Below are 17,052 nucleotides of genomic sequence, written 5' to 3'. Positions count from 1 at the left end.
GCCCGGCACGGCACCTCGCGGCGTTGCCGAAACGACCGAAGAGCTCCTTCCCCAGGCTCTCGACTCCGTTCGAGCAGGGGAGGCCCCACCTCAGGACGCTCCGGCGCCTTGCGACGCACCGCACCGGACGCCGCGCCCTGTCCGGCCCTGATCCGCGGGACACCCTAGGACGGCGGCAGGCACTTCGGGTCGGGCGGCGCTCCCGCCGGCCAGGCGATCGCCACGAATCGCTGACGGGCGTCCTCGGGCGCCAGCTCCACCACCGGCACCGCCTTGTTGTACGGGTTCCCGTGGTTGTCCAGGCAGATCCAGCCGCCGGCCCCCGACACCCGCAACGGACCCTTCACCCGCGGCCACTGCTCACCCACGTCCGCGGGCTGCGGCAGCTGCTTGTCCTGCGGGGTTGCCTGGCGGACGGCGTGCACGGCCAGCGTCATGGCGTCGTGCGCGATGATGATCTGGCCGTCGGTCAGATCCTGGTGACGGGTCGGACCGATCGGGCCCACAGGCTTCTTCGCGACCGTGGCCAGCAGTTCCAGGAAGCTCCGGTAGTCCGCCGGGGAGCCGCCGGTCGCCGGGCCGGCCTTGCCCGCCGCCGTCGCCGCCGTCCAGGCATCCGGGTGCGCCAGTGAGGCGTAGCGGACCGTCAGCTTGCGGCGCAGCGCGTCCCGGTCGAGCTTCTTGTCGCTGCCGAGGTACGAGCCCTCGTCGCCGGTCAGGATGGTGAACGGGCGGCTCTGGCAGCCCCGGGCCCCCAGCGCGTTGATGAACTGCCGCAGCTGGGTGTGGCGTCCGGCGAAGAACACCGTCTCCGCGTCCGTGTCACAGATGATGTGCGTGATCTGCTGGAACGTATTGGCCGTGGTGCCCTCGTCGTTGGGGTCCTCGCGCGAGGTGAACAGCTCCGGCTCGTACTGCGTGCCCTTCACCAGCGACGTGAACGCCGCCCGCAGCGTGTCCGTGTAGTGGTCCCCGGTACGGGTGTCCTGGACCAGCAGCGCCTTGTCCGCCTTCACCTGCCCGAAGTGCGCCAGCGCCCGCGCCTCGTCCCGGTTGGTCGGCGATACGCGGGCCAGCCCGGGGAACGGGTCGCCGCCCGGACCGTTGGCGATGTCGTCGGCGGTGATGGTGGTGCCGACGACCGCGATGTGCGCGGCGGTCAGCTCCTTGACCGCCGCCTTGACCTGCGTACTGCTGGTGGCGACGCCCGACACGGCCCGCAGGCGGTCCGGGGCGCCGGTCATCGTCTTCAGCCGGTCCACCGTGGGCTTCCACAGCAGGTTGTTCTTCCCCGTGTTCGCGAGCACGACGCGGATCTTGGGCACCTGCTCGTTCGACAGATGGTTGGCCCGGTACTGGGCGGCGAACGCGCCCTGGAGTTCGCGCCGCATCTTCGTCTGCATGGCCTCGTCCGTCGACGTCAGCGGCAGCAGCAGTGCGACCGTCGCGTACCGGCCCGGCTTCAGAGTGGCGTTCTCCCGGGCGATGGCCGCCGCGACCACGGTCAGCTTCGACCGCCCGAAGTCGTAGCCGTCACCGGAGATGCCGATGCACTCGTCGCTGCCCGGCGGCCGCTCGACCCCCTTCGCGCAGGAGCGGTCCTCGGGGGCGGTGAGCCGGCCGATGCCGTACCAGCCGGACGTGACGAGCAGAGCGCCGGCCACCACCGTGGTGACGACCTTCTGCCGCGCCGTGTACCAGACGCGATAGCGCAGCGGGTTACGCATCCGAGCCACCGTCCCCACGCCGCTGCCCGCCCCGGCTTCCGCCCGAACCCGGCGGCATGGACAGCGGGTGCCAGGCCCTGATGTCCCGCGGCCAGTGCGTCGCCGCGTCCCACAGCACACTGTTGCCCGTCGGATGCCTGCCGGACAGTTGTCGCAGTTCGTGCGCCATCTTGTCGATCACCTCTTCGTCCGGCAGAGCCAGTGGATCGGACAGCAGCCATACGGCGTACAGCAGCCTGCGCAGCTGCAACTGGAGCCCCGCGGCGCGCTCGCCGAGCCTGTCGAGTCCCGTCTCCTCGTCCGGCAACGAACCGGGCTCGTCCCGGCCGAGCGCGACCGCCCGCCGCGGATCGGGACCGGTACGGCCGGGCGGATGCGGATACGGTGCCGAGGCGATGAACCGCAGCCGGTCGAGCCACTCCGTCACATCGGGCCCGGTGAACCGCTCCCGCAGATACGTCACGCAGTTTCCCGTGCTGCCCAGCACCAGCTCCTGGTGCAGCTGATGCCGGACGCTCACACAGTGGCCCCCGGGCGCGTACTCCCTGTGCAGGGTCTCGTGCACCGCACGCCACGCCCCGGAGTCCCGGTGGTCGTTGCCCTGGAACCGCAGCCGGTGCAGCAGCAGCGACCGCAGCAGCGGATCGGCGACGAAGTACTCGGGGCCGACCGGCCAGTCCTGCGACCGCAGCACATCCCGTACCCGCAGGGCGACATTGCTGTCCGTCGACAGGCCACGCAGGCGGCCCGAGGCCAGCCGCCGCGCCGATTCCTCACCGTGCGCGGCGGCCAGCACGCTCAGCACGTCGAGCTGCTGCCCCGGCAGCAGCCGCGTCAGCAATTCGTCCGCCACCCGCACCGGCGCCCGGTCCTCCCGCAGCTCCACCGTCCGGTCCAGCAACGCACCCGGCACCAGCGACTCGGGTGCCGGCCTCCCCGATCGCGGCGCGCCCGGCCGTGGCGCCTGCGGCCGTGACGCCCCGGGCAACAGCGCCTCGCCCGCCGCCTGCGCCAGCAGCGCCACGCCCAGCGGGCGCCCGCCCGTCAGCCGGTGCACCCCACGGGCCAGCCCGGCCGGGGCCCGGCCCACCGGATCGTGCCGGTCGAACGCCGCCTGCACATGCACCGGGCTCAGCGCGGTGAGCTCCACGGCCAGAATCCCGGACGTCACCTCCGAACCGCGCACCCAGTGCGAACCGTGCGCCACCTCGGGCAGCCGCCTGCGCACCGCATGGCTCAGCCCCACGTGGGCACGGGCCCGCGAGGAGGCGAACACGGCGATCTGATCGCGCACCCCGGCGGCCCGCTGCCGCAGCACCGGCTCCACCAGCTGTCGGCCCAGCAGCGTGTGCGCGTTGTCCAGCAGCAGCACCGGACGGCCCCGGCGGGCACCCCGCGCCAGCCCCCCGTACGCCCGCACCAGATCCGCGACCAGCGCGAGCACCAGATGATCCTCGGCCCGGCGGCGCAGATCACCACCGCGCTCGAAATCGACGGCCAGCTGCCGCAGCCCGATCCTGCCGTTGCCGCCCGCGTGCGGATAAGTCCCGTACCAGTCCGCCGCCCGCCGCTGGAACCGGCTGAACGACTCCTCCAGCACCGTCTCGATCGTCGCCTCCGCGACCATCCCGGCCAGCGGCACCATCGAGTCGAAGGCGCTGGCCGCCAGCTTCGTCAGCACCTTGGTGACCCAGCCCGTCGCCGCGTCGCCACGGGTGTCGACGGTCGCCAGCACCGGGCCGAGCGACTGCAGATCCTGCTGCGCCTGCGTCTCGTCCTCCCGCGTCCAGGAGATCGAGGCGACGGCGACGAGCCCCAGGCTCAGCCGGGGGAACGGCACCTGCCGCGCCGCATGCACCTTCGCCGTCAGCTGGGTGGCGAGCTCCTGAAGCGCCCCGGTGACCGGGGTCCAGCCGGGCCCCGGGTCCGCGGGCGGCACGACGGCCTCGCAGTCGACCAGGGCGACCGGAGTGATCTCCCGGTACAGATGGCGCAGTTGCTTGAGCACGGCCGTCTTGCCCATGCCGCGGCCACCGGTCAGCACGGCGACCGGCGGATCGTCACGATGCTCGTACGCGACCCGGGCGGAGCCGTACGGAGTGAGACCGGTCAGACGCGCCGCAAGTCCGTCATCGCCGAAGATCGCTTCGCGCCCGTACAGATCTCTCTCCACAGCACCCCCAGCGCCGCTGTCCCATCCGATCTGTCACACCGTCAACACCAGGATATCGGGCGGGTGTTGGAGCCAGGTGTAGATTTTCGAACGATTGGGACGCGGGATGGGCGGGGGTGTCAGCCGGCGCCGATGTCCTCGTTCCACAGATCGGGCCGATCCCGTACGAAGTCCCGCATGAGCGCGATGCATTCGGCATCGTCGAGCACCACGATCCCGACGCCGTGCCGGGCCAGCCAGTCGTGACCGCCGTGGAACGTCCGCGCCTCGCCGATCACCACCCGCGAGATCCCGAACTGCCGTACCAGTCCGGAGCAGTACCAGCACGGGGAGAGCGTCGTCACCATCGTCGTGCCCCGGTACGAACGCTGCCGCCCGGCCGCGCGGAAGGCGGCCGTCTCCGCGTGCAGCGACGGATCGCCGTCCTGCACCCGGCGGTTGTGCCCTCGCCCGAGGAGCGTGCCGTCCGGCCCGTACAGCGCGGCGCCGATGGGGATGCCGCCCTCGGCGAGCCCGGTCCGGGCCTCGGCGAGGGCGGTGGCGAGCATGGCCCTGTCGTTCACGCGTGCGTGCTCCTGATCGTCGTCGCCGGGGGCCGCTGCCCCCGGCACCCCGCTCGTCAGTCGCCGGAAGGGCTCGAACTCTCGCCGCTCTCACGGCGCTTGAGCTCCTCCTCGCGGCGGCGCAGGTCCGCCTCCCAGTCCTTGAGGAGCGACTCGTCCTTCTTGTTCTCTTCCTTCAGCGCCTTCAGGAACTCAGGATTGTCGTCCGGCGCCACCCACTGCGAGCGGTGGTTGCGGTGCCATTCGGAGGGCGTACGGCCCCCGGCGGGCACCTGGCGCAGTTTGCCCGCAGCGAGCCAGACGATCGGGCCAACGATCCAGAACAGCAGGATGATGAAGACCCAGGCGATCTTCGGCAGGTGCTTGGCCTCGTCCTCGGGGGTGTTCAGGCAGTCGATGAACGCGTAGATCGTCAGCGCCAGAGGCAGGAGATAGATCAGGGCCCGGAACATGGTGGAAAGGTCCCCCCGCGGAGAGATGGCGGGGCTTGTCCCGCCCCGGTGACGGGCCCAGAGTAGCCGGTGCCAATGACGTCCCACGGCGAGCAGGTGGGAACCGGCGGCCGACAGGTCGGGGTACGGGTCCGCCGTGCGGCCGCGGCCGGCGCGGAGGTGGACATCCGCGATCCGGTCAACCGATCCTCGACGAGTCACAACGATCAGTTGTGCACGCCTAAGGTGAACCGGTGGACACCGAGGCAATGCGATCGTTCGTCCGGGCGGCCGAGCTCGGACAGTTGCAACATGCGGCCGATGAGCTGGGTGTGACACAGCAGGCAGTCTCCAAGCGGATCGCCGCCCTGGAGCGCGAGCTGGAAGTCCGTCTGTTCACACGTACCGCCCGAGGGGTTGAGCTGACGCTCGACGGTCGGGCGTTTCTCCCTCACGCGCAGAGCGTCGTCGCGGGTGTCGAGCGCGCCATCGCCGCGGTCAGGCCGGGCTCCCGGGCCCTTCGGATCGACGTTCTCGGCCTGCGAAGCGCGCAGGCCGTTGTTCTGCACGACTATTGGCGGTCGCATCCCGAAACCAACCTCGATGTGGTGACCCTCAGGGTCAATGACCCACGCGTGGCGGTCGCCGCCGTCGAAGCAGGTGATATCGACGCCTCGTTCCGTACCGTCACCGACCCGGCCACACTGCCGCCCGCCCTGCAAATGATCCACGCGTTCGACTCACCGCTGGAACTTCTCGTCGGACCGAGACATCCGCTCGCCTCCGCGCGAAGACTGACACCACCGCAGCTGCGTAAGCACCGGATCTGGGTGCCGGGTATCGCGCCCCGAAGCGAATGGGCCGAGTTCTACGATCATCTCGCCACCGACTTCGACCTACGCATCGACGCCACAGGCCCGCACTTCGGAGACGAAGTACTCCTGGACACGCTCGCGGACTCCGCGGACGTGGCCACGCTCGTCGGGGCACGCGACCGGTACACCTGGCCGACGCACTACGATCTACGCCGCATCCCTGTCGTGAATCCGACCCTCGCATACCCACTCTCGCTCATCCTCCCCGGAACGAATCCACATCCAGGACTCCGTGGAATCATCACCCACCTCGGAAGCCTGCCAAGGCTCCCTGGGACGGTCTGGGTCCCGTCCTGGGCAGCGACGCCACGGCGCGGCGACAGCGACATCGAGAATGCTCGCAGGTCCCAACCCCGACGAAGGTGACTCGACCGGCTGCTGACAGCAGCCTCCGCCGGCGCCCAGTGAGTCCTGTGCCGGTCACCGGTACACCAGGAAGGATCCTGACATGCCCAGTGACCGTCTCATGCGCATCCACAGCGCCGAGTTCCAGGCCATGGCCGAGAGGGTCCTGCGGGTCACCGAGCTCACCTCCCGCCTGAACCTCCTGCCCTTCGAGGACGAAGCGGGCAAGGCGGACCTGTTCGAAAAGATCCTCGGCAAGCCGCTGCCGGCGAAAGTCACGATCTATCCGCCCTTCTACACGGACCACGGCCTCCGCCTCGACCTCGCCGAGCGCGTGTTCATCAACCAGAACTGCACGTTCCTGGACTACGCCGGCATCCGGCTCGGCGAGCGCGTGATGGTCGGACCGAAGGTCACGTTCATCACCGTCGGTCACCCGGTCGATCCTGAGGAGCGACGGGGGTGGCTGAGCGGCGCGCCCATCGACGTGGCGGAAAACGTGTGGATCGGTGCCGGTGCCACGATTCTGCCCGGCGTCAGCATCGGCCGTGATGCCGTGGTCGCCGCCGGCGCGGTCGTGGCCGATGACGTTCCGCCGGCAAGCCTGGTGACCGGTAGTAAGGCATCCGTGCACCGACGGTGGTGACGGCCTCTCCGGGGCCACACCGAGCCCCGGGCTACGGGCAGCCATCACCACATCGAAGGCCTGGCGCCCCTTGACCGAGACAACTGGCTCCGGTCCAGGGCGACGAACCAGCCTCGCGACCACAGTCACACAGCCACTCACACGCATCGCCTCGATCGAGGCCGCGCTCAACGAGCAGGGCCATGTTGCGCAGAGGTGGGGCAACCCAGGTGATCGCCAACGGTGATGACAAACTGGACGGCATGGCTTACGACGATCTTCGTTCCCTCCTCCGAGCACTGGAGCGCGAGGGCGAGCTCAAGCGCATCAAGGCCGAGGTCGACCCGTATCTGGAGGTCGGCGAGATCGTCGACCGGGTGAACAAGGCGGGCGGGCCCGCGTTGCTCTTCGAGAACGTCAAGGGGTCGTCGATGCCCCTGGCCATGAACGTCTTCGGGACCGACAAGCGGCTGCTCAAGGCGCTCGGGCTGAAGTCGTACGCCGATATCGGCGACAAGATCGGCGGGTTGCTCAAGCCGGAGCTGCCGCACGGCTTCGTCGGGGTGCGGGAGGCCTTCGGGAAGCTCGGTTCGATGGTGCACGTGCCGCCGAAGAAGGTGAAGTCCGAGAGCGCACCCGTGCAGGAGGTCGTCCTCACCGGCGACGACGTGGACCTGGACCTGCTGCCCGCGCTCTTCACCTGGCCCGAGGACGGCGGCTCGTTCTTCAATCTGGGGCTCACGCACACCAAGCACCCGGAGACCGGCGTACGGAACCTGGGCCTCTACCGGCTCCAGCGCCACGACCGGCGCACCATCGGGATGCACTGGCAGATCCACAAGGACAGCCGCAACCACTACCAGGTCGCCGCCAAGCGTGGGGAGCGGCTGCCGGTCGCGATCGCGTTCGGGGCGCCGCCCGCGGTGACGTACGCCTCCACCGCGCCGCTGCCGGGGGACATCGACGAGTACCTCTTCGCCGGGTTCATCCAGGGCAAGCGGATCGAGATGGTCGACTGCAAGACCGTGCCGTTGCAGGTCCCGGCGCAGGCGGAGGTCGTCATCGAGGGGTGGCTGGAGCCCGGGAAGATGCTTCCCGAGGGGCCGTTCGGTGACCACACCGGCTTCTACACGCCGCAGGAACCGTTCCCCGCACTGACCATCGACTGCGTGACCATGCGGAAGCGTCCGTTGCTCCAGTCGATCGTGGTGGGCCGGCCGCCGACCGAGGACGGGCCGCTGGGGCGGGCCACCGAGCGGTTCTTCCTGCCGCTCCTCAAGATCATCGTGCCGGACATCGTGGACTACCACCTGCCGGAGGCGGGCGGCTTCCACAACTGTGCGATCGTCTCGATCGACAAGAAGTACCCGAAGCACGCCCAGAAGGTGATGAGCGCCATCTGGGGCGCGCACATGATGTCGCTGACCAAGCTGATCGTGGTCGTGGACTCCGACTGTGACGTCCACGATCTGCACGAGGTGGCCTGGCGGGCGCTCGGGAACACGGACTACGCGCGGGACCTGACCGTCACCGAGGGGCCCGTCGATCATCTCGATCACGCCTCCTACCAGCAGTTCTGGGGCGGCAAGGCGGGGATCGACGCGACGAGGAAGTGGCCCGAGGAGGGCTACACGCGGGACGGGGGCTGGCCGGAGATGGTCGAGTCCGACCCCGAGACGGCGGCGAAGGTCGACCGCCGGTGGAAGGAATACGGACTGTGAGCGCCGCCGAAGCAGCACTGGGCTCAGGGCCCGTACAGCCGAACAGCAGGGTCAAGGCGTTCCTGCGGCTCGTGATGATCGAGCACTCGGTCTTCGCGCTGCCCTTCGCCTACATCGCCGCCCTGACCGCCATGTTCCAGGCGGACGAGTCCATCCACTGGGGCACGCTGCTGCTCGTCACCATCGCCATGGTGGGGCTGCGGACGTTCGCGATGGCCTGCAACCGGATCATCGACCGGGAGATCGACGCCCGTAACCCGCGCACCGCGGGCCGGGAACTGGTCACCGGCGCGGTGTCCGTGAAGTCGGCGTGGACGGGGGCGATCATCGCCGTCGTCTTCTTCCTCGGGGCGGCCGCGCTGCTGAATCCGCTCTGTCTGGCGCTCGCGCCGGTCGCCGTCGTGCCGATGGTGGTCTATCCGTACGGGAAGCGGTTCACCCACTACCCGCACGCCATCCTGGGCATCGCGCAGGCGATAGGGCCGATCGGTGCCTGGCTGGCGGTGACCGGCAGCTGGTCGTGGGACGCGGTGATCCTCGGTCTCGCGGTCGGGATCTGGATCGGCGGCTTCGACCTGATCTTCGGCTGCCAGGACGTCCAGGCGGACCGGGCGCACGGGGTGCTGTCGGTGCCGGCCCGGTTCGGGATCCCGGCCGCGCTCTGGGGGGCGCGGGTCTGCCACGTGGTGACGACCGGGCTGCTGGTCTGGTTCGGGCTGGCCACGGAGGCGGGGCTCTTCTACTGGATCGGCATGGTGATCGTCGCCGTCGCCTTCGTGTACGAGCACCGGGTGGTGCGCCCGCACGATCTGTCCCGGCTGAACCGTGCGTTCTTCTCGGTCAACGGGTTCATCGGGATGGCGCTGTTCGCGTGCGCTCTCCTGGACCTGCTGGTGCGGGGCCTGACCGTCTGAGCCTGCCCGGGGTCGTGTCCGGCGCATCCAGGACCTCATCCTCGACGGACGGCTGCCCCGGGCGCGGGCGAGGCGGGTTGAGGAGGCATGTCACCTGCTCTGGTCAAGGATCGTCGCGTTACGGGTCCGTCCCAGTGGGGTGCGGGCGTTGACGGGTGCGGAACGGCGGCGGGAACCGCCGTCCCGGCCGGCCGGCGGCGCGGTACGGCGCGCCGTGTCCGGCCCCTGATTCCCGTGCCGGACGGCGGCAGGGAGCGGGTGCGGCAGGGGGCGGTACGGGCGGGGTGTGCCCGGTGGTGGTGCGCGTCGTGCCTGGCAGTGCGTGTAACAGCGGTGTATTAGCGGGTGGTTGGGCGGAACGCCTTGCCGGGCCGGGCGGCTCTTGGTGATCAGAAACGCTCGCTCGTACCGACCGTGCCGAGCGGCCGCCCCCCACCGACGCTGAGGAAGAAACAATGCGCGTACAGAAGCTCACCTTCGCAGCCCTGGCCGTTGTCGCGGGTCTCTCGCTCACGGCCTGCCAGAACGGCGACGAAGGCATGGGACAGATCGCCCCGTCGTCCGCGTCCACCGCGTCTTCCACCGGCGGCGGTTCGGGCTCGGGCGGTTCGGATCAGGACGGCGGGAAGGACTCCGCCGGAAAGGGATCCGGCGGGCAGGGATCCGGCGGGCAGGGCACGACCGCCGGGACCGGCTCCAGCGAGAACGGCAAGGCCGGCAAGTGCCGCACCGACGAACTGGAGATCACGGCGATCGACAGCACCATCGATGGCGACTCCGATGGGACCGTCGCGGTGGAGCTGAAGAACGGCGGTGGCCGGGACTGCGTGCTCTCCGGGTACGCGGGCGTCGACCTGAAGACCAGCTCGGGGTCGCTGTCCGCGAAGCGCACCGGTGAGAAGGCCACCCCGATGACCCTCAAGGACGGGAAGTCGGTGTACTTCGGCATCAACTACCCGATCAACACGTCGGGCGGCTCCGGCGTCCGCATCACGGGGCTGGTGGTGACCCCGCCGGACGAGACGAAGTCGGTCACCCTCGACTGGCCGGGCGCCGACACGCTGCCCGTCACCGACGGCTCCGGCTCCCAGGTGAAGGTCGGCCCGATGGGGAGCGCCGGTCAGGGCGGCTGACCCGGACACCATGGGATCCGTCCGGGGGGATCATGGGCGGAGGACGGCTGCCCGACGGCGGTAGACGCGACTCCAGAAGCGACCACTCGCGATGCGCCAGATCCCCGGCCCGTACCCGAACCGACGACTGGCCGGTCAGAAAGTCACATGACCGGCCGGGCAGGCCCTGCGCCATGAGCGGCCGAACGCGCTCTACGGTATGAGCGGCCGGGCGGGCGTCGCCGTGCTCCAGCCGCGCGCGGGGCGGCGGAAGACGAACGCCGCCGCCACGCCCGCCGCCAGCCCGAACAGATGGCCCTGCCAGCTGACCGAGGCGTCGGCGGGGGAGAGCCCCACCAGGATCGACGAGCCCCATATCGCGGCGACCACCAGACCTGCGGCGATGTCCAGCACCCTGCGGTCCACGAACCCCCGGACGAGCAGATAGCCGAAGAGGCCGAAGACCAGCCCGGACGCGCCCGCCGTGTTGGAACCGTCCGGTGAGACCAGCCAGACGCCGAGCCCGTCGACCACGATGATTACTGCGGCCACGGCGGCGAATCTGCGGACGCCGCTCAGCGCCGCCAGGAAGCCGAAGACCAGCAGCGGCACGCTGTTGGAGGCGACATGGCCGAAGCCGAAGTGGATGAAGGACGCGGGCACCACGTCCAGCAGCTCGCCGGCCCGGCGGGGCTCGATCCCGAACGAGTCCAGCGAATGGCCGGTCGCGGCGTCGACAGCTTCGAGCAGCCAGAGGAACGCCACCCAGCCCAGCATCAGCTTGGCCGCGGTCTTCGCGCGGTCGCCCGCGGTCCACGCCGGCGCGGACCGGTCCCACGATGCGGCCATCGTGCCCCCCTGCCGTCCCCTGTCGTTCCTTGCGGTTGCCCGCCGTCCCTGTTCCCACCCCTGGAACGCCCGGGGCACCTTACTCAGTTCCGGTTTCGTGCCGCCGGATAGGCTCAGGAGTGTGGATTCCGGGACTTCAGTGAGTCAGCACCAGCGACAGCCTTGGATTGTCGGGGTTTCAGGCGCTTCGGGCACCCCATTCGCCGCAGCCGTGCTGCGCGGTCTGCTGGCCGCGGGGGAGAGCGTCGATCTGGTGGTGAGCCGGGCCTCGCGGCTGACGCTGCTGGACGAGACCGGGATCGCGTTCCGCGACGCGCACTGGCAGGAGGATCTGCGCAGCTGGCTGGCGCGCGGGGCGGACGGCAAGCCGCACACCTTCGACGTGGGCGACGCCGACATCGAGGGCGTACGGCACTGGCCGGCCGGTGATCTCGCCGCGGGGCCGTCCTCGGGGTCGTACCCGGCGAAGGGGATGCTGATCGTCCCGGCGTCGACGGCGTGCGTGGCCGGGGTGGCGCTCGGGCTCTCGAAGGATCTGCTCCAGCGGGCCGCGAGCGTGACGCTCAAGGAGCGGCGGAAGCTGGTCGTCGCGGTGCGGGAGACCCCGCTGAACGGGCAGACGCTGAAGCATCTGGTGAGCCTGGACGAGGCGGGCGCCGTGGTGCTGCCCGCCTCTCCGGCGTTCTACGCGGGGGCGACGCACATCCAGGATCTGGTGGACTTCGTCGCGGGGCGGGTGCTGGACGCGGCGGGGGTGCCGCACGGCCTGTACCGCCGGTGGGAGGGAGAGCTCGGTGGTGGCTCTCGCCGGGATGGCTGAGCCAGTGGTCAGCGCTTCTTCGTGGCGCGCGGGCTGCGGGGCTTGTCGATGCGGTGCGCGGCGGCGGGCTGGTGGGCACGCGAGCGGTTGGCCAGGTCCTGCAGCTCGCGCATCCGGGCGTAGGCCATCTCGATCGTGTACACGGTGTTCTCACTCCTGAGGATTCGAAAGCTTTTTTTGGATGTTCGAGAAGATTTGCAGGCGATGATGCCTGCATGCCTTAGATTCTACACGTAGACTCGCGATACTGCTGAACAATGGAAGGTTTCAGTCATATGGACGCGGTGGACAGGCAGCTCATCCAGGCCCTCAGGGAGAACGGCAGGGCCTCGTACGCCGAGCTGGGACGGCTCGTCGGGCTCTCCGGGCCCAGCGTCACCGACCGCATCAACCGGCTGGAATCCGCCGGTGTCATCACCGGCTACCGCGCCACCGTCGACGCCGCGGCCCTGGGGCTCGGTGTCACGGCCCTGATCGGCATCTCGCTCTCCGACGCGGCCGATCACGAGGACGTGGCGCGGCGGCTGAAGGACCTCGCGGAGATCGAGGACGCCTGGTTCATCGCGGGCGACGACTCGTACATGCTCAAGGTGCGCGTCGGTGACGTGGACGGTCTGGAGCGGACCATTCGCCGGCTCAGCGGTACGAAGGGCGTCTCGCGTACGCGTACCACGATCGTGCTCTCCACCAAGTGGGAGAACCGGGTCGGGGAACTTCCCGAAGAGGTGTAGGCGTAACGTGGTGGAGCCCCCGGGGGACCGGGGGTTTCACCCGGTATCGCCGGGAAGGCACAAGAACGTCGACACCTGGGAGGCAGCCGCATGGACGTTGGGCTCAAGCGCGAGCTGGAGGAGAAGGTCCGCGCAGGGGAGCGGCTGACCCGTGAGGACGGCATCGCCCTCTACGAGTCGGACGACCTGGCCTGGCTCGGCGGCCTCGCCCATGAGGTGCGGACACGGCTGAACGGCGACGTCGTGCACTTCAACGTCAACCGGCACCTCAACATGACCAACGTGTGCACCGCGTCGTGCGCGTACTGCTCGTTCCAGCGCAAGCCGGGCGAGAAGGACGCGTACACCATGCGCATCGAGGAGGCCGTCCGGCTCGCGAAGGCGATGGAGGGCGAGAGCCTCACCGAGCTGCACATCGTCAACGGACTGCACCCCACCCTGCCGTGGCGTTACTACCCGCGCTCGCTCAGCGCGCTGAAGGAGGCCCTGCCGCAGGTCTCCCTCAAGGCGTTCACCGCCACCGAGATCCACCACTTCGAGACCATCTCCGGGCTCTCCGCCTCCGAGATCCTCGACGAGCTGATCGAGGCCGGTCTGGAGTCGCTGACCGGCGGCGGCGCGGAGATCTTCGACTGGGAGGTCCGGCAGCACATCGTGGACCACGACACCCACTGGGAGGACTGGTCGCGCATCCACCGCCTGGCGCACGAGAAGGGGCTCAAGACCCCGGCGACGATGCTGTACGGGCACATCGAGGAGCCCCGGCACCGCGTCGACCACGTGCTGCGGCTGCGTGAGCTGCAGGACGAGACCGGCGGCTTCCAGGTCTTCATCCCGCTGCGCTACCAGCACGACTTCGTGGACATGAAGGACGGCAAGGTCCGCAACAAGCTCCAGGCCCGGACGACGATGGCGACCGGTGCCGAGGCGCTGAAGACCTTCGCCGTCTCGCGGCTCCTCTTCGACAACGTCCCGCACGTCAAGGTCTTCTGGGTCATGCACGGCGTGCAGACCGCCCAGCTCGCGCTCCAGCACGGCGCGGACGACATGGACGGCTCGGTCGTCGAGTACAAGATCACGCACGACGCGGACAACTACGGCACGCCGAACAAGCTCGGCCGCGAGGACCTGCTCGACCTGATCCGTGACGCGGGCTTCCGGCCCGTCGAGCGCAACACCCGGTACGAGATCATCCGCGAGTACCCGGGCCCGGACGCCGAGCGGCGCGAGTCGCCGCAGCCGATGCGCGTCTGACGTTCCGTCGTCGGCAGCCCCGTACGAGTAGAGCCCCGGCCGTCGGCCGGGGCTTTCTCGTGCAGAGGCCTTCTCGGGTACCGGGCATGGCTTGAGGGGGCGGGGTGGTAATGGTTAATCTGCCACTATGGCACTTACTTTTGAGCTGGACCCGGAGGTCGACCGCGCGCTGCGGGACGGCATAACCGAGCTGTGGGCCGATGTCTCCAACGCGGGCGGCGCGGTCGGCTTCGTACCGCCCGTCACGAACGACGACGTCCGGCCCGAGCTGGTCAAGCACCTCGTCGCCATGGCCGAGGGGCGCACCCGCCTCCTGGTCGGCCGCGACGAGGAGGGTGCCGTCGCCGCCACGGCCTTCCTCGCCCTCAACACGCACCGGCTGATGGCTCATTGGCTCTGGCTCTACACGGTGATGGTCCACCCCCGCCACCAGGGCAAGGGCTACGGGCGCGACCTGATGGGCGCCGCCGCGGACGCCGCCCGGGGGATCGGGGGGATCGAGGCCATCCGGCTCACCTGCCGCGGAGGCATCGGAGTCGACCGGTTCTACACGTCGTGCGGATACAAGGAGGTGGGGCGGGTACCCGACGCGATCCGGGTGTCCGAGGGGGACGACCGCGACGACATCATCATGCTGCTGCCGCTCGGCTGAGAGCCCGCGGCGGACACGGCGCACCCCTTTTGACGCAGCCCTCCGAAGTGATCGATTCCGGGGCATGCTTCACTGGTCGGGCAGGATCGCAGGACTGTCGTACGTAGAGAGAGGGGCCAACTGTGTCCGCTGCCAAGCCGAGCGCGACAATTCGGTACACCGCGATGCGCCTCAGCATCTTCGTAGGCTGCTTCGTCGTCGCGGCCGTGGCCGTCCACTTCGGCCTGCTGCCCTCCGGGGCGGGCGGCTCCAATCTCATCTGGGTGATCCTCCTCGCCCTGATCCTGTCCGCGCCGCTCAGCTACGTGCTGCTGCGCAAGCAGCGTGACGAGATGTCCGCGCAGATCGTGTCCACGGTCGGCCGCACCAAGGCGCGGCTCGAAGCGAACCGGACCAGCGAGGACCACGTCACCCCGTGACGACCGGCCGAGGACGACTCGGGCGACTGCGCGAGGCCCCGTAAGGGCTACGTAAGTTTCCTCACACCCGCACACCTTCCATACGAAACCCCAGCGCTGGAGCAGCTGCTCCTGTACTGGGGTTTTGCCGTTCCCGCAGGCGTGTTGGGCGCTCCGGCGCCCGCGTCGCCGCTCGATCGGGGCCAAAGAAGACCTTTGAGGTTCTCAAAGTTCAAGTGTTAACGTGTTCGCCATGAAGACAGCAGTGCGCCATCGATTCGCCGCGAGCGTCCCGCTCGTGGAGCGCCTGCATGTCGATCTCTGCCGCTGTATGTCCGCGGTCTGTTGCCGCAACGTCTGAACCGGCACCATGCAGCGGCGCCGCCCCTGACGCGGGCGCCGCACCCCCGTCCCCGCACAACGTCCCCGTGCGCCCCGGTGCGCCACCCCTGGAGTGTGTCCGTGTCCGCGAATCCCGCGTCCGACGCTGTGACCGACAGCCCATCCGGCTCCGGTTCCCGTATACCCAAGGTCCCGTTCTGGGCCCAGATAGTCGCCGGTCTCGTCCTCGGTGTCGTCCTCGGGTGGCTTGCCCGTACGTACGACATCAACTGGCTCTACACCACGCTCGACAAGGTCGGCCACATCTTCGTCCAGCTGCTGAAGCTGGCCGTCGCGCCGCTCGTCTTCTTCGCGATTCTGGTGTCGATCACCAACCTGCGCAAGGTCAACAACGCCGCCCGGCTGGCCACCCGCACCCTGCTCTGGTTCATGATCACCTCGCTGATCGCGGTCGCCATCGGCCTCGCGATCGGCCTGATCACCAACCCGGGTGCCGGAACCGGCCTCACGCCGAAGGACGGCAAGCTGCCGGAACACTCGGGCTCCTGGCTCGACTTCCTCACCGGCATCATCCCGGACAACGTGATCACCCCGTTCACCGAGCTGAACGTGCTCCAGATCGTCTTCATGGCCGCCGTCGCCGGCATCGCCGCGCTCAAGCTCGGCGAGAAGGCCCAGCCGATCCTCACCCTCAGCGAGGCCGTCCTGGAGCTCCTCCAGAAGGCCCTGTGGTGGGTCATCCGCCTCGCCCCCATCGGCACCATCGGCCTCATCGGCTACGCGATCGCCGACTACGGCTGGGACCTCATCGGCAAGTACGCGACGTTCACCGCCGACGTCTACATCGGCTGCGCCCTGGTGCTGTTCGGGGTGTACCCGCTGCTGCTCGCCACCGTCGCCAAGCTCAGCCCGCTGCAGTTCTTCAAGGGCGCCTGGCCGGCGATCCAGCTGGCGTTCGTCTCCCGCTCCTCGGTCGGCACGATGCCGGTCACCCAGAAGGTCACCGAGCGCCTCGGCGTCCCGAAGGAGTACGCCTCCTTCTCGGTCCCGTTCGGCGCCACCACCAAGATGGACGGCTGCGCCGCGATCTACCCGGCGCTGGCCGCGATCTTCATCGCGCAGATCTTCGACGTCCAGCTGGGTGTCGGTGACTACGTCCTGATCGCGTTCGTCTCGGTGATCGGCTCCGCGGCCACCGCCGGCCTCACCGGCGCCACGGTCATGCTGACCCTCACGCTGTCGACGCTGGGCCTCCCGCTGGAGGGCGTCGGTCTGCTCATGGCCATCGACCCGATCCTGGACATGATGCGGACGGCCACCAACGTGGCGGGCCAGGCGCTGGTCCCGGTGATCGTCTCGGCCCGCGAGAAGATCCTCGACCACGACGCGTACAACTCGGCCTCGTCCTCCCCGGTCGACGACGCCGAGGTGCGTGACGACGAGCCGCAGCGCGTGCCGGTCGCCGCGTAGCCGCACCCTCGCCCGAGGTACGGGAGCGCCCCCGGTCCGTAAGCACGGAC

At 69.5% G+C, this 17,052-nt stretch carries 17 protein-coding genes; 11 read left to right on the top strand and 6 right to left on the bottom strand.

Going from position 1 to position 17,052, the window contains the following annotated elements; all coding sequences use genetic code 11:
- Positions 1–164: 164 nt before the first annotated feature.
- The 4 genes from ACFU8Q_RS03870 to ACFU8Q_RS03855 form a co-directional block, all read right to left on the bottom strand.
- Positions 165–1,727 carry a hypothetical protein gene (locus ACFU8Q_RS03870; RefSeq protein WP_384447347.1) on the bottom strand — a complete coding sequence of 521 codons (1,563 nt, stop codon included), beginning with the start codon at positions 1,725–1,727 and terminating at the stop codon, positions 165–167.
- Positions 1,720–3,900: a hypothetical protein gene (locus ACFU8Q_RS03865; RefSeq protein WP_384447345.1), complete on the bottom strand. Its 2,181-nt coding sequence runs from the start codon at positions 3,898–3,900 to the stop codon at positions 1,720–1,722. The genes ACFU8Q_RS03870 and ACFU8Q_RS03865 overlap by 8 nt, the downstream gene beginning before the upstream one ends.
- 119 nt (positions 3,901–4,019) lie before the next feature.
- Complete coding sequence (locus tag ACFU8Q_RS03860; RefSeq protein WP_384447431.1) at positions 4,020–4,448, bottom strand: nucleoside deaminase; 429 nt, start codon at positions 4,446–4,448, stop codon at positions 4,020–4,022.
- A 71-nt stretch (positions 4,449–4,519) separates the two neighbouring features.
- On the bottom strand, positions 4,520–4,915 hold the full coding sequence (locus ACFU8Q_RS03855; RefSeq protein WP_384447343.1) for a PLD nuclease N-terminal domain-containing protein: 396 nt from the start codon (positions 4,913–4,915) through the stop codon (positions 4,520–4,522).
- 248 nt (positions 4,916–5,163) lie between these two features.
- Between ACFU8Q_RS03855 and ACFU8Q_RS03850 the strand changes: the two genes are divergently transcribed.
- From ACFU8Q_RS03850 to ACFU8Q_RS03830, 5 genes are all read left to right on the top strand, one after another.
- Positions 5,164–6,135: a LysR family transcriptional regulator gene (locus ACFU8Q_RS03850; protein ID WP_384447429.1), complete on the top strand. Its 972-nt coding sequence runs from the start codon at positions 5,164–5,166 to the stop codon at positions 6,133–6,135.
- 82 nt (positions 6,136–6,217) lie between these two features.
- Positions 6,218–6,760, top strand: coding sequence for a DapH/DapD/GlmU-related protein (locus tag ACFU8Q_RS03845; RefSeq protein WP_384447342.1), 543 nt, complete (start codon positions 6,218–6,220; stop codon positions 6,758–6,760).
- A gap of 242 nt (positions 6,761–7,002) precedes the next feature.
- Positions 7,003–8,460: a menaquinone biosynthesis decarboxylase gene (locus ACFU8Q_RS03840; RefSeq protein ID WP_384447426.1), complete on the top strand. Its 1,458-nt coding sequence runs from the start codon at positions 7,003–7,005 to the stop codon at positions 8,458–8,460.
- A complete protein-coding gene (gene mqnP / locus ACFU8Q_RS03835) occupies positions 8,457–9,374 on the top strand; it encodes a menaquinone biosynthesis prenyltransferase MqnP (RefSeq protein ID WP_384447340.1) in 918 nt (305 codons plus the stop codon). The genes ACFU8Q_RS03840 and mqnP overlap by 4 nt, the downstream gene beginning before the upstream one ends.
- Before the next feature lie 455 nt (positions 9,375–9,829).
- The gene (locus tag ACFU8Q_RS03830; RefSeq protein WP_384447338.1) at positions 9,830–10,507 is read left to right on the top strand and encodes a DUF4232 domain-containing protein; all 678 of its coding nucleotides are present in this window, start codon (positions 9,830–9,832) and stop codon (positions 10,505–10,507) included.
- Between the two features lie 192 nt (positions 10,508–10,699).
- Here the strand turns inward: ACFU8Q_RS03830 and ACFU8Q_RS03825 are convergent, their stop codons facing one another.
- A complete protein-coding gene (locus ACFU8Q_RS03825) occupies positions 10,700–11,335 on the bottom strand; it encodes a rhomboid family intramembrane serine protease (protein WP_384447336.1) in 636 nt (211 codons plus the stop codon).
- Positions 11,336–11,474: 139 nt separating this feature from the next.
- Here ACFU8Q_RS03825 and ACFU8Q_RS03820 point away from each other — a divergent pair, with 139 nt between their 5' ends.
- Positions 11,475–12,155: a UbiX family flavin prenyltransferase gene (locus ACFU8Q_RS03820; protein WP_384447334.1), complete on the top strand. Its 681-nt coding sequence runs from the start codon at positions 11,475–11,477 to the stop codon at positions 12,153–12,155.
- Positions 12,156–12,163: 8 nt separating this feature from the next.
- Here ACFU8Q_RS03820 and ACFU8Q_RS03815 read toward each other — a convergent pair whose 3' ends face one another.
- A complete protein-coding gene (locus ACFU8Q_RS03815) occupies positions 12,164–12,298 on the bottom strand; it encodes a hypothetical protein (RefSeq protein ID WP_384447332.1) in 135 nt (44 codons plus the stop codon).
- A 132-nt stretch (positions 12,299–12,430) separates the two neighbouring features.
- Between ACFU8Q_RS03815 and ACFU8Q_RS03810 the strand changes: the two genes are divergently transcribed.
- The 5 genes from ACFU8Q_RS03810 (at position 12,431) to ACFU8Q_RS03790 (ending at position 17,002) form a co-directional block, all read left to right on the top strand.
- The gene (locus ACFU8Q_RS03810; protein ID WP_073787137.1) at positions 12,431–12,886 is read left to right on the top strand and encodes an Lrp/AsnC family transcriptional regulator; all 456 of its coding nucleotides are present in this window, start codon (positions 12,431–12,433) and stop codon (positions 12,884–12,886) included.
- Between the two features lie 90 nt (positions 12,887–12,976).
- Entirely contained in the window at positions 12,977–14,140 is a 1,164-nt protein-coding gene (gene mqnE, locus ACFU8Q_RS03805) for an aminofutalosine synthase MqnE (protein ID WP_384447330.1), read from the top strand.
- Positions 14,141–14,267: 127 nt separating this feature from the next.
- Entirely contained in the window at positions 14,268–14,792 is a 525-nt protein-coding gene (locus ACFU8Q_RS03800; protein ID WP_384447328.1) for a GNAT family N-acetyltransferase, read from the top strand.
- Positions 14,793–14,914: 122 nt separating this feature from the next.
- Entirely contained in the window at positions 14,915–15,211 is a 297-nt protein-coding gene (locus tag ACFU8Q_RS03795) for a DUF4229 domain-containing protein (RefSeq protein WP_384447326.1), read from the top strand.
- A gap of 441 nt (positions 15,212–15,652) precedes the next feature.
- On the top strand, positions 15,653–17,002 hold the full coding sequence (locus ACFU8Q_RS03790; RefSeq protein ID WP_384447324.1) for a dicarboxylate/amino acid:cation symporter: 1,350 nt from the start codon (positions 15,653–15,655) through the stop codon (positions 17,000–17,002).
- The last annotated feature ends 50 nt before the right edge of the window (positions 17,003–17,052 follow it).

Origin of the sequence: Streptomyces sp. NPDC057543, assembly GCF_042801895.1 — a bacterium.
In the GTDB taxonomy this organism is placed as follows: Bacteria; Actinomycetota; Actinomycetes; order Streptomycetales; family Streptomycetaceae; genus Streptomyces.
This window is presented reverse-complemented; position numbering and strand designations above follow the sequence as displayed.